Raw genomic sequence first — 12006 nt, forward strand, 5'->3', positions numbered from 1 at the left:
GCACGCGCGGCCCGAACGCCCCGAGCGGCGCGGTGCGCACGTTTGCCCACCCAGCCGAGTGTATCGGCAACTTTACAATTGGAGGGCGTCTAAGCATTAGAATGGCGTTATAAGGCTGGTCTGAAAAGCGCAATTATAAGTTGGAACCGGATCGCTTCCGGCAAGGGCGCATCGCTGGGGTTTTACCGATTCATCGCCGGTGCGCCGGTCAAAATTTTCCATTGCACGCAAGTGAGCCAACATGATCTCCAAGTCTATTTTCAAGGCATATGACATTCGCGGCGTAATCGGCAAGACGCTCGACGCCGACGCAGCGCGTTCGATCGGCCGCGCGTTCGGCAGCGAAGTGCGGGCGCAAGGCGGCGACGCCGTGGTGGTCGCGCGCGACGGCCGCCTGTCGGGTCCCGAACTGATCCAGGCCCTGTCGGACGGCCTGCGCGCGGCCGGTGTCGACGTGGTCAACGTCGGCATGGTGCCCACTCCGGTCGGCTATTTCGCGGCCAGCGTGCCATTGAAGCTCGAAGGCGGCGAGCGCCGCGTCGATTCATGCATCGTCGTGACGGGTAGTCATAATCCGCCGGACTACAACGGCTTCAAGATGGTCCTGCGCGGCGCGGCGATTTACGGCGAACAGATTCTCGCGCTGCATCAGCGCATCGTCGACGAGAACTTTTCGGCAGGCAGCGGCACGTACACCGAGTACGACATTGCCGAGGCCTATCTCGATCGCATCGCGAGCGACATCAAGCTCGCGCGCCCCATCAAGATCGTGGTGGACACCGGCAACGGCGTGGCCGGCGGCCTCGCGCCGAAGCTGTTCAAAAAGCTCGGCTGCGAACTGGTCGAACTGTTCACCGAGATCGACGGCAACTTCCCGAACCATCACCCGGACCCGGCCCACCCGGAAAACCTGCAGGACGTGATCCGCGCGCTGAAGGAAACGGACGCTGAAATCGGCTTCGCTTTCGACGGCGACGGCGACCGCCTGGGCGTAGTCACCAAAGACGGCCAGATCATCTACCCGGACCGCCAGCTCATGCTGTTCGCGGAAGAAGTGCTGTCGCGCAACAAGGGCGCGCAGATCATTTACGACGTGAAGTGCACGCGCAACCTCGCGAAGTGGGTGAAGGACAAGGGCGGCGAGCCGCTCATGTGGAAGACCGGCCACTCGCTCGTCAAGGCCAAGCTGCGCGAAACCGGCGCACCGCTCGCCGGCGAAATGAGCGGCCACGTGTTCTTCAAGGACCGCTGGTACGGTTTCGACGACGGCCTGTACACGGGCGCGCGTCTGCTCGAAATCCTCACGCGCGTGGCGGATCCGAGCCAGCTGCTGAACTCGCTGCCGAACTCGAACTCCACGCCCGAACTGCAACTGAAGCTCGAAGAAGGCGAAAACTTCGAACTGATCGCGCGCCTGCAGCAGAACGCAAAGTTCACCGGCGCGGACGACGTCGTGAAGATCGACGGCCTGCGTGTCGAATATCCGGACGGCTTCGGTCTTGCGCGTTCGTCGAACACCACGCCGGTCGTGGTGATGCGTTTCGAAGCCGATAACGACGCGGCGCTCAAGCGCATTCAGGAAGACTTCCGCCGCGTGATCCTCGCGGAGAAGGCTGACGCGAAGCTGCCGTTCTGAACGCTGAAGCGGCGGCGCGGTTCGATTTGAACCGCGGTCCGCCGTCGAACGCGGCGCGGGTTTCTTTTACCGCGCCGCGTTTTTTCATGCGATTCACATGCAACGCGCTAGAATTGCCGTCCCCCTGAGAAAACGCCGGGCCGCCCCAGGTTTTTCTCGTCCCTTGCCCGGGGGCCTGGCGCGAAACGACAGGTTCGGGGCTCTCTCAACGCATCTTCGGGCCGGACAGCCGGTTTTCCCACTCTTGAGCGTGCAAAAGATATTGATCGTGAGGGTGTCGTCGTTGGGCGACGTCGTCCACAACATGCCGGTGATCGCCGACATCCGGCGCCGCCACCCCGAGGCTCAGATCGACTGGCTCGTCGAAGAGAGCTTCGTGGGGCTGGTGCAACTCGTGAGCGGCGTGCGCCGGGCGATTCCCGTGTCCCTGCGGCGCTGGCGCAAGCGCATTCTGTCGCTGGACAACTGGCGCGAGATTGGCGCATTCCGCCGCGCGCTCGCCGCCGAAAACTACGATCTCGTGATCGACTGCCAGGGACTCATCAAGACCGCATGGGTGGCGAACATGGCGCGCGGGCCGCTGGTCGGCCTCGCGAACCGTACCGACGGCGCGGGCTTCGAATGGCCGGTGCGCTTCTTTTACGACAGGCGCGTGCCGATCGAGCCGCGCACCCACGTGGTGGAACGTACGCGCCAACTGGTGGCCGCGGCGCTGAACGACCCGCCGCCGCAACCCACCGACCACATCGACTTCGGCATCGACACCGGGCGGGCCGCGCTGGCTTTGTCCGAGGCGAATCTGAACCTGCCGGTGCCGTATGTGGTGTTCGTGCACGCCACCTCGCGCGCCGACAAACAGTGGCCGGACACCGCGTGGATCGAGTTGGGGCAGTCATTGGTGCGGCGCGGCGCGTCGATCGTGCTGCCGTGGGGCAGTGAGGCGGAACGCGCCACCAGCGAGCGCCTCGCCAAGGAATTCGGCGCGGCGGCCATCGTGCCGCCGAAGCTCTCGTTGCCGGCCGTGGTCGGGCTGATCGAAGGCGCGGCCGCGACCGTCGGAGTTGACACAGGTCTGGTTCACATCGCCGCGGCGCTGAAGCGCCCGACCATCGAGTTGTACAATTTCGCCACCGCGTGGCGCACCGGCGGCTACTGGTCGCCGAACGTCGTCAATCTCGGCACGGCCGGACAGCCGCCCACGCTGCAACAGGTGAAGTCGGCACTCGCGGGCTTCGGCCTGCTGTAACACGTCCGGGGCGCTTCGCCTTGCGCTCCAACCGTTTTCAAGGGCGATCATGAACGAAACCCAGATCATCGAAGTAGCGAACGCCGACTGGCACGGGCGCAACCTGTCCGTGCCGCGCGAGACGCTGCTCGCCGGCGTCGAACGCGGCAAAGTGCTGTATTTCCCGAATCTGCGCTTCCCGATCGAAGGCGGCGAGCAGGCGCTGCTCGACCCCGCGCTCGCCGACCCGAACCGCAAGAACATCAGCCTCGAACCGAATGGCGGCGCGTTGCACGGCGTGGCCGGCGACGCCGTCACGCAATCCGCGGTGCGCGCGTTGATCGCACGTTATCAGGCCAATGCGCGCACGCTGGTGGACGGGCTCTTTCCCGAATACAACGGCCGGTTGCGTGTGGCGCCGACCAGCCTGCGGCTGCACCAGGTGGAAACGCGCGAGACCTCGTGGCGCAAAGACGATAGCCGCCTGCACGTGGACGCCTTTCCTTCGCGGCCGAACTACGGCGAGCGCATTCTGCGCGTGTTCACCAACGTCAATCCGCATGGCGCGCCGCGCGTGTGGCGTGTCGGCGAACCGTTCGAGGACATGGCCAAACGCTTCCTGCCGCGCATCAAGCCGCAGATGCCGGGCTCGGCCTGGCTGCTGAACCTGCTGCACGTGACCAAATCGCCGCGCAGCGAGTACGACCATCTGATGCTGCATCTGCACGACGGCATGAAGGCCGACCTCGACTATCAGAAGTCGAGTCCGCAGGAGACCATGCCGTTTCCGCCCGGCAGCGTCTGGGTGTGCTTCTCGGACCAGACCTCGCACGCGGTGATGTCCGGCCAGTTCATGCTGGAGCAGACCTTCTTCCTGCCCGTCAAGGCGATGGTGCAGCCAGAATGTGCGCCGCTCGGGATTCTCGAACGCCTCAAGGGCAGGGCGCTGGTTTGAGCGCCGCGGTCCGTTTTGCGGTTTCGTTCGGCGCGTCGGCTTCTCCGTTCAGGCACGCGGAGTGCCGATGCTGAGGACCGTCTATCGCGCGCTCTGGTGGATCATCGCGCCGCTGGCCGTGCTGCGCCTCATGATCCGCTCGCGCAAGGAGCGCGGCTATCGCGAGCATATCGGCGAGCGTTTCGGTTACTCGCGCGGCCGGCTGCCTGAAGACAATGCGCCGCTGATCTGGGTGCACGCGGTGTCGGTGGGCGAGACGCGCGCCGCGCAACCGCTGATCGAAGCGTTGATGAAGGCGCGTCCAGACGCACGCATTCTGTTGACCCACATGACGCCGAGCGGGCGCGCCACCGGCGAGCAGATTTTCGGCGACCGCGTTTTGCGCAGCTATTTGCCGTACGACATGCCGCATGCCGTGCGGCGGTTTTTGCGGACATGGCGGCCGTCGCTCGGTCTGGTGATGGAAACCGAAGTGTGGCCGACGCTGATCGACGAATGCCGTCGCGCGGACGTGCCGCTGGTGCTGACCAATGCGCGGATGTCGGCGCGCTCGTATAAGCGCGCGGCGAAGTTCGGCAGTGCGACCAAAGACGTGTTCGGCGGCTTTGCGCGTGTGCTGGCGCAGAGTCCGTCGGATGCCGAGCGGCTGACCGCGCTCGGCGCGCGCAACGCGGCGGTGCTCGGCAATCTGAAATTCGACATGACCACGCCGCCGGAACTGGCCGCGCGCGGGCATGCGTGGCGCGCGGCGATCGGCGCGCGTCCGGTGTGGGTTGCGGCGAGCACGCGCGAGGGCGAAGAGGAACTGGTGCTGCAGGCGTTCGCGGCGCTCGGCATCGACAACGCGCTGCTGATTCTGGTGCCGCGTCATCCGCAACGTTTCAACGAAGTCGCGGGGCTGGTCGAGAAAGCCGGGCTGCGGCTCGAGCGGCGTTCGGCCTGGGCGCCGGATGCGAAGGTTGCCTCGGCGGCGGTGTCCGCGAGCGGCGGTTTGCCGGCTTTGCCCGCACACGTGAACGTGCTGCTGGGCGATTCGATGGGCGAGTTGGGCGCTTACTATGCGGCTTCGGATCTGGCGTTCATCGGCGGAAGTTTGCTGCCGTTGGGCGGGCAGAATCTGATCGAAGCGTGCGCGGTCGGTGTGCCGGTGCTGATCGGGCCGCACGTGTTCAACTTCACGCAGGCCACTGCGGATGCCGTGGCGGCGGGCGCCGCGGTTCAGGTGCAGGATCCGGCCGATCTGGCGCGGGCATTACGCGAATTGTTCGGCGACAAGGCCAGAAGACTGGCCATGAGCGGCGCGGCTTCGGCGTTCGCCGCGCGTCACCGCGGCGCGACCGCGCGGACCGTGGATGTGTTGATGGCGTTGTTGCCGGAGGTGGAGTGAGGGCGGGGTGCAAAAGGCGTCATTGCACCCGGGCCTCAAACCTTCAACAACCCCTTCTTCTCGATAAACTTCACCACCACGTCCAGCCCGTCGAGCGCCTTCAGATTGCACATCACGAAGGGCCGCTCGCCGCGCATTTTCTTCGCGTCCGCGGCCATCACTTCGAGATTCGCGCCGACCATCGGCGCCAGGTCCGTCTTGTTGATCACGAGCAGATCGGACTTCGTAATGCCGGGGCCGCCCTTGCGCGGAATCTTCTCGCCACCGGCCACGTCGATCACGTAGATCGTCAGGTCCGACAGTTCCGGACTGAATGTCGCCGCGAGGTTGTCGCCGCCCGATTCGATGAACACGATATCCGCGTCCGGAAAACGCGTGAGCATACGGTCGACGGCTTCGAGATTGATCGACGCGTCCTCGCGGATCGCCGTGTGCGGACAGCCGCCCGTTTCGACGCCCATGATCCGTTCGGCCGGCAACGCGCCCGCCACCGTCAGCAGCCGCTGGTCTTCTTTCGTATAGATGTCGTTGGTGATGGCGACGAGGTCGTACTGTTCGCGCATCGCCTTGCACAGCATTTCGAGCAGCGTGGTCTTGCCCGAGCCGACCGGGCCGCCGACGCCCACGCGCAGCGGCGGCAGCTTTTTCGTGCGGACGGTCGAGTGGGCGGGATGATGAGGTGCGTTCATGATGGATCGTGTTAAGAGCGAAAGAGCCGCGAATACTGCGACTCGTGGCGCGCCGACAGAATGCCGAGTTGCGGCGCGAAGGTGTTGATGTTGTCCGGCGATGTGGCGAGAGCGCGCGTTACCGCGGCATCGATCGGCTCGCGCAGCGCGACGATGATGCGTTGCCCGGCAAGTTGTCCCAGCGGCACGGCCTTGAGCGCGGCGGCCGCCTGGTTTTCCACCCAGCTGAACGCGTAGGCGGCGAGGGTGGCGTCGACGGCGGCGTCGTGGGCGTAGGCGGCGAACGCAAATGCGGTGGGTTGAGCGAGCGGCGTCATGGAGGCGAGCGTCGCGCGCCGGTCGGCATCGCCCCATTCCAGCGATACACACAACTGCCGCAGCGACCAGCCCATCTGCTCGGTTTCGCGGCGCAATTCCGCGGATTCACGGCTCGCCAGGAATTCGCTGTTGGCAACGCGCAGGCTTTCCGCGTCGTGCGTGCGCCAGCGTTCCATCTGATGCGCGAGGAACGGCAGTTCGCCGCGCGCGAGCACGTCGGTCAAGCCGCTGGCGATCCACTCGCGGGCGGAGTCGGCATCGGTGATCAGTTGCGCTTCGATCGCGGCTTCGAGGCCTTGCGAGTAGCTGAATGCGCCGATCGGCAGCGCCGGCGACGCAAGGTGCAGCAGCGCCGTCAGTTCAGCGATGCGCATGATGGTGGTGATGCCCGTGGCCGCACGATTCGTCGTGGACGTGATCGCCGTGATCGTGGTCGTGACCGTGCGTATGGTCATGGCCGTGCGAATGCTCATGCGCCGCGTGACTATGTCCATGCTCGTGGTCATGAGAATGCTCATGACCATGATGCTCGCCGAACACCTGTTGCGCTAACGCATAGTCTTCGGCGAACGTTTCGTCGTGACCATGCTTATGCCCGCCGCCGTACGCGCCCGATTCCGGCTGAAACGGCATCGAGACCTGATCGACGGTCGCGCCGATGCGCTTGAGCATATCGGCCAGCACCGGATCGAATTCGAGCTTCAGATAATCGGCGCCGACTTCCACCGGCGTGTGGCGATTGCCGAGGTGATACGCGGCGCGAGTCAACGTCAATGCATCTTTCGCGCGCACGTAGAGTACCGCTTCCGGCGCGGCGATCACCCGCACGAGGCCGCCGTCGTCCGCGACCAGTACATCGCCGTCACGCAGCACGGTGCCGCGCGGCAACAGCAGCGCGACTTCTTCGCCGCTGTCGAGCGTGGCCGCGAGGCGGCTCTTGCGCCGGTCGTCGAACGCCAGCGTCAAGGTCGGTGCGCGCTTCACCAGCACGGGCGCGAGCTTCAGATGCGGTGCAATCAGTTTGTCGATGGTGCGCATGGTCAGAACAGGAAGTAGCGTTGCGCCATCGGCAGCACGGTGGCCGGTTCGCAGGTCAGCAACTGACCGTCGGCGATCACCTGATAGGTTTCCGGATCGACGCTGATTGCCGGACGCCACGCGTTGTGGATCATGTCTGCCTTCGAAATGTTGCGGCAGTTCCTGACCGCAACGATACGCTTGTTCAGGCCGTAGCGTTCGGCGACGCCGGCGTCGGCGGCCATCTGCGAGACGAAGGTGAGCGACGTGCGGCTCAATGCGCCGCCGCGTGTCGCGAACATCTCGCGATAGTGCACCGGCTGCGGCGTCGGAATCGATGCATTGGGGTCGCCCATCTGCGCCATCGCGATCATGCCGCCCTTGAGGATCAGCGACGGTTTGATGCCGAAGAACGCCGGCTCCCAGAACACCAGATCGGCCCACTTGCCCGGCTCGATCGAACCGACCTCATGCGCGATACCGTGCGTGATCGCCGGATTGATCGTGTACTTGGCGACGTAGCGCTTCGCACGGAAGTTGTCGTGCCGCGCGTTGTCTTCGGGCAGCGCGCCGCGTTGTACCTTCATCTTGTGCGCGGTCTGCCACGTGCGGATGATCACTTCGCCCACACGTCCCATCGCCTGCGAATCCGACGACAGCATCGACAGCGCGCCGAGGTCGTGCAGGATGTCTTCGGCGGCGATGGTTTCGCGGCGAATGCGCGATTCGGCGAACGCAATGTCTTCCGCGATCGACGGATCCAGGTGGTGGCACACCATCAGCATGTCGAGATGTTCTTCGAGCGTGTTGACGGTGTACGGGCGCGTCGGATTGGTCGACGAGGGCAGCACGTTCGCCTCGCCGCACACCTTGATGATGTCTGGTGCGTGGCCGCCGCCCGCGCCTTCCGTGTGGTACGTGTGGATCGTGCGGCCCTTGAACGCGGCCACCGTTGCTTCGACGAAACCCGCTTCGTTCAGCGTGTCCGTGTGGATTGCGACCTGGGTGTCGGTGTCGTCGGCCACGGAAAGGCAGTTGTCGATCGCGGCGGGCGTCGTGCCCCAGTCCTCGTGCAGCTTCAAGCCGATCGCGCCCGCGGCGATCTGCTCCAGCGCCGGCTGCGGCTGGCTCACGTTGCCCTTGCCGAGAAAGCCGAGATTCATCGGATAGCCGTCGGCTGCCTGCAGCATGCGTTCGAGATGCCACGGACCGGGCGTGCAGGTGGTCGCGTTCGTGCCTGTGGCCGGCCCCGTGCCGCCGCCGAGCATCGTGGTCACGCCGCTCGCGAGCGCTTCTTCGATCTGCTGCGGGCTGATGAAGTGAATATGCGTATCGATGCCGCCCGCCGTGACGATCAGGCCTTCGCCCGCGATCACTTCGGTGGAGGCGCCGATCGCGATCGTCACGTTCGGCTGGATGTCGGGATTACCCGCTTTGCCGATGGCGGCGATACGGCCGTTCCTGATGCCGATGTCGGCCTTGACGATGCCCCAGTGATCGAGAATCACCGCATTCGTCACGACGGTATCGACCACGTCGGCATGCACGCGTTGCGACTGGCCCATGCCATCGCGAATCACTTTGCCGCCGCCGAATTTCACTTCTTCGCCGTAGGTGGTGAAGTCGCGCTCGACTTCGATCAGCAATTCGGTGTCGGCGAGGCGCACGCGGTCGCCGGTGGTGGGGCCGAACATTTCCGCGTATGCGCGGCGGCCAATGCGTAAGGTCATGGTGTGGGTCCGGAAATGAGCAGGGCGGTTCAGGCGAAGGAGCGCGTGGCGCTTCAGAGCTTGCCCATCACCTTGCCGTTGAAGCCGTAGACGATGCGATCGCCCGCCAGTTCGACCAGTTCGACGGTGCGTTCCTGGCCGGGCTCGAAGCGCACGGCGGTGCCCGCCGCGATGTTCAGCCGGAAGCCGCGCGCGGCGGCGCGATCGAACGCGAGGGCGTCGTTCACTTCGTAGAAGTGATAGTGCGAGCCAATCTGCACCGGCCGGTCGCCGGTGTTCGACACGACCACCGTCACGGTGGCGCGGCCTGCGTTGAGCTCGTGTTCGCCGTCGTCGATGAGGAGTTCGCCGGGGATCATCTGGGCCTGCCTTATGGTGATTGCTGTGATTGCCGCGATCAGGGAATCGGATGGTGAACCGTGACGAGCTTGGTGCCGTCGGGGAACGTGGCTTCGACCTGGATGTCGGGGATCATCTCCGGCACGCCTTCCATGACGTCGTCGCGGGTGAGCAGCGTGGTGCCGTAGTGCATCACCTCGGCGACGGTCTTGCCGTCGCGGGCCGCTTCCATCAGCGCGGCGGTGATGAAGGCGATCGCTTCCGGGTAGTTCAGTTTGAGGCCGCGCGCGCGGCGCCGTTCGGCAAGCAGCGCGGCGGTGAAGATCAGCAGCTTGTCCTTCTCGCGAGGTGTCAGCTTCATCGAATATGTGCGTAGGGTTGCGACGGTCGTGGCGGCGGTCCCGTGCGGGACCGGCTGCGACAATGATAGGCGCTGCGCGTCATGGCCGCGATCGCGTGCTACGCACGGGATGAGTCCATGACGAGTGCAATGCCGGATAAGCCAGTCACGGTATCAACTTCGCCTAACGGCACGCTTACAGATCCGCCGGCAGCGGCGCGCCGAACCACTTCTTCGACATCGTATTGAGCGTGCCGTCCTGCTTCGCCTGCGCGATCGCGGCGTTCACTTTCTGCTGCAGGCGCGGCTCGTTCTTGTTCATGCCGACGAAGCACGGCGAATTCTTGATGACGAACTTCGGCTCCGGCCGGCGCGGCGGATTCTTCGCGAGGATCGCGGCCGCGACGATATTGCCCGCGGCGATCAGTTGCACCTGACCCGAGAGAAATGCCGCGATGGTCGCGTTGTTGTCCTCGAAGCGCTTGATGGTCGCGTTCGGCGCCATCTGCGTGAGACCGATTTCCTCAAGCGCGCCGCGGGTTGCGCCGACCGTCTTGCCGGTCAGGTCGGCGGGGCCGCTGACCTTGATGTCGGCGGGACCGAACACGCCCTGATAGTACGGCGCATAAGCGGTCGAAAAATCGATCACCTTCTCGCGCTCCGGCGTCTTGCCGAGCGACGAGATCACCAGATCGACCTTGCCCGTTTGTAGATACGGAATACGGTTGGCGCTATTGACCGGCACGAGTTCGAGTTTCACGTTCATCGACTTCGCGAGCAGCGCGGCGGTGTCGATGTCGTAGCCTTGCGGCTTCATGTCCGCGCCGACCGAACCGAACGGCGGATAGTCTTCCGGCACGGCGACTTTCAGCACACCGGCCTTGGCAATGTTATCGAGTGTGTCCGCATGGGCGGCGGGCGCGGTGATGGCGAGGACGGGCGAGAGCAGCAGTGCGGCGAGCCAGGCGCGACGCGCGGGGCGAAGAGTCGATCGTGTCATGTTTGTTCTGTGAGCGGAGGTGGCGCGTAGCCGGTCGGCTGCCGTCAGGGTGCGGCAGCATCGTGTGAAATGGCGATGCAAGGTATGTGCCATGACGGTGCAGCATGGGCTTGCCGGGCGTTGGAACATGGGGCGCACGCAATTGAAGCGGCGCGATGCGTCATCCTGGTGCGCGCTTCGTCTTACGACGGTGAAAGGCGCCGCTGTGTATGCCTGACACTGCCTGGGCTTTCCCGATTGACCGACGTCATGCACGTGACTTGACGGCCTTGCGTTGAGTCCGAGCCGCGAGATCCGAAACCTCCGTGTCTTCGCAGCGCGTTGCCGCCGGTTCCTCGAAGCCTGCCCAGGCGGCGATTCCCGCGCGCTTTGTGATCAGATGGATCGCTATCGGTACTGCCAGACCGGCCGCAATACCAAGCACAACGTGGACGACCGGCTGACGGATGCCGAGCGCCAGCAACGCGTTCCAGATCGCGGCGATTGCCAGCACATGCAGCAGATAGACCGGCTTCCACGACGAGCAAAGCGAGACGATCCAGCGCGAGCTTTGCCAGGTTGCCAGGCACGTCCCAATCGAAATGGCCGCTGCGATACCCAGAAAACTCACGGGCAACGAATAGATGTTCAGGTAGTCGCCCAAAGGCTGCGCTATTGTCGCGGCGGCTGCAAAAGCAATTCCCGTGGCCAACGCAACGGGAAGGCCAGGAGCCGCGCGCTCACTCTGCCCATTCCGTCGGGAGGCGAACAGCATGCCGGACAGAAAGAAGACAAGTCCCCAACACGTCATCGTGACGATGCCCCAGTGACTGCGCGTCGCGACGATGGCGCCGATAACCGCCGGTGCAGCAAGCACGCCGCGATTCGCCGCCGTCAACGCACTGCCGGACGTTGTGGACCGTGGCCACACCGCAATGCACGCAACGATCTGGCAGATGAAAAGCGCGTAGAGAAACCAGAATTGTCCAACGGGCGCCCATGCCAGACGAGTCGGTCCCATCTGCTGGAGGGAATAGTCTCTATATTCGGCCACGAACCATTGCACTCCCGTCTGCAATATCGACCAAAGCAGATAGGGATAGAGAACGGTCAGGGCGACCGATTTCAGCAAGTGGACGCGTGAGCGCTGCAAACATGCCACCGTACTCAAGCCGAACAGGAAGAAGAGCGTGGGATATCCAAGCGTGCTCGCGGCGTACAGAAGAATTTTCATGAGACGGGCCACGTGCCCGTCCTGCAGAAAACCGGCGTCCACGACCCGGCGAATGGCCTCGGCGCAAACGATCGCCACAATGGAGACAGCCTGACCGCCTCTGATGCGCTCTTCTTTCACCATTGCCTCGTCCCGGTTCCTGTTTCCATGCGATGCG

General features: G+C 64.5%; 12 protein-coding genes. 4 read left to right on the forward strand and 8 right to left on the reverse strand.

Going from position 1 to position 12006, the window contains the following annotated elements:
- Positions 1–241: 241 nt before the first annotated feature.
- From BXE_RS03640 to waaA, 4 genes are all read left to right on the forward strand, one after another.
- Entirely contained in the window at positions 242–1636 is a 1395-nt protein-coding gene (locus BXE_RS03640; protein WP_007175999.1) for a phosphomannomutase/phosphoglucomutase, read from the forward strand.
- Between the two features lie 244 nt (positions 1637–1880).
- Positions 1881–2882 (forward strand): lipopolysaccharide heptosyltransferase I, encoded by a 1002-nt coding sequence (gene waaC / locus BXE_RS03645; RefSeq protein ID WP_011487078.1) that lies wholly within the window; start codon positions 1881–1883, stop codon positions 2880–2882.
- Positions 2883–2931: 49 nt separating this feature from the next.
- A complete protein-coding gene (locus BXE_RS03650) occupies positions 2932–3816 on the forward strand; it encodes a Kdo hydroxylase family protein (RefSeq protein ID WP_007175997.1) in 885 nt (294 codons plus the stop codon).
- A 67-nt stretch (positions 3817–3883) separates the two neighbouring features.
- Positions 3884–5203: a lipid IV(A) 3-deoxy-D-manno-octulosonic acid transferase gene (gene waaA, locus BXE_RS03655; protein WP_011487079.1), complete on the forward strand. Its 1320-nt coding sequence runs from the start codon at positions 3884–3886 to the stop codon at positions 5201–5203.
- Positions 5204–5238: 35 nt separating this feature from the next.
- On the opposite strand, the gene ureG is transcribed toward waaA, so the two are convergent.
- The 8 genes from ureG to BXE_RS03695 all read right to left on the reverse strand — a co-directional run bounded on the left by ureG (position 5239) and on the right by BXE_RS03695 (position 11972).
- Positions 5239–5892: an urease accessory protein UreG gene (gene ureG, locus BXE_RS03660; protein ID WP_007175995.1), complete on the reverse strand. Its 654-nt coding sequence runs from the start codon at positions 5890–5892 to the stop codon at positions 5239–5241.
- Between the two features lie 11 nt (positions 5893–5903).
- On the reverse strand, positions 5904–6584 hold the full coding sequence (locus BXE_RS03665) for an urease accessory protein UreF (RefSeq protein ID WP_007175994.1): 681 nt from the start codon (positions 6582–6584) through the stop codon (positions 5904–5906).
- Positions 6571–7248, reverse strand: coding sequence for an urease accessory protein UreE (ureE, locus tag BXE_RS03670; RefSeq protein WP_011487080.1), 678 nt, complete (start codon positions 7246–7248; stop codon positions 6571–6573). The genes BXE_RS03665 and ureE overlap by 14 nt, the downstream gene beginning before the upstream one ends.
- Before the next feature lie 2 nt (positions 7249–7250).
- The gene (gene ureC / locus BXE_RS03675; RefSeq protein WP_011487081.1) at positions 7251–8957 is read right to left on the reverse strand and encodes an urease subunit alpha; all 1707 of its coding nucleotides are present in this window, start codon (positions 8955–8957) and stop codon (positions 7251–7253) included.
- A gap of 53 nt (positions 8958–9010) precedes the next feature.
- On the reverse strand, positions 9011–9316 hold the full coding sequence (locus tag BXE_RS03680) for an urease subunit beta (RefSeq protein WP_007175991.1): 306 nt from the start codon (positions 9314–9316) through the stop codon (positions 9011–9013).
- Positions 9317–9354: 38 nt separating this feature from the next.
- Complete coding sequence (ureA, locus tag BXE_RS03685; RefSeq protein WP_011487082.1) at positions 9355–9657, reverse strand: urease subunit gamma; 303 nt, start codon at positions 9655–9657, stop codon at positions 9355–9357.
- Between the two features lie 175 nt (positions 9658–9832).
- A complete protein-coding gene (locus BXE_RS03690; protein WP_007175989.1) occupies positions 9833–10636 on the reverse strand; it encodes a transporter substrate-binding domain-containing protein in 804 nt (267 codons plus the stop codon).
- Between the two features lie 247 nt (positions 10637–10883).
- Entirely contained in the window at positions 10884–11972 is a 1089-nt protein-coding gene (locus BXE_RS03695) for an acyltransferase family protein (RefSeq protein ID WP_011487083.1), read from the reverse strand.
- Between the last annotated feature and the right edge of the window lie 34 nt (positions 11973–12006).

This window comes from Paraburkholderia xenovorans LB400 (genome assembly GCF_000013645.1).
Taxonomy (GTDB): Bacteria; Pseudomonadota; Gammaproteobacteria; order Burkholderiales; family Burkholderiaceae; genus Paraburkholderia; species Paraburkholderia xenovorans.

Bases quoted from the DNA above. Each gene is read 5' to 3' on its own strand.
- BXE_RS03640 (WP_007175999.1), top strand. From the start codon at position 242: ATGATCTCCAAGTCTATTTTCAAGGCATATGACATTCGCGGCGTAATC.
- BXE_RS03650 (WP_007175997.1), top strand. From the start codon at position 2,932: ATGAACGAAACCCAGATCATCGAAGTAGCGAACGCCGACTGGCACGGG.
- waaA (WP_011487079.1), top strand. From the start codon at position 3,884: ATGCTGAGGACCGTCTATCGCGCGCTCTGGTGGATCATCGCGCCGCTG.
- ureG (WP_007175995.1), bottom strand. From the start codon at position 5,892: ATGAACGCACCTCATCATCCCGCCCACTCGACCGTCCGCACGAAAAAG.
- BXE_RS03665 (WP_007175994.1), bottom strand. From the start codon at position 6,584: ATGCGCATCGCTGAACTGACGGCGCTGCTGCACCTTGCGTCGCCGGCG.
- ureE (WP_011487080.1), bottom strand. From the start codon at position 7,248: ATGCGCACCATCGACAAACTGATTGCACCGCATCTGAAGCTCGCGCCC.
- ureC (WP_011487081.1), bottom strand. From the start codon at position 8,957: ATGACCTTACGCATTGGCCGCCGCGCATACGCGGAAATGTTCGGCCCC.
- BXE_RS03680 (WP_007175991.1), bottom strand. From the start codon at position 9,316: ATGATCCCCGGCGAACTCCTCATCGACGACGGCGAACACGAGCTCAAC.
- ureA (WP_011487082.1), bottom strand. From the start codon at position 9,657: ATGAAGCTGACACCTCGCGAGAAGGACAAGCTGCTGATCTTCACCGCC.
- BXE_RS03690 (WP_007175989.1), bottom strand. From the start codon at position 10,636: ATGACACGATCGACTCTTCGCCCCGCGCGTCGCGCCTGGCTCGCCGCA.
- BXE_RS03695 (WP_011487083.1), bottom strand. From the start codon at position 11,972: ATGGTGAAAGAAGAGCGCATCAGAGGCGGTCAGGCTGTCTCCATTGTG.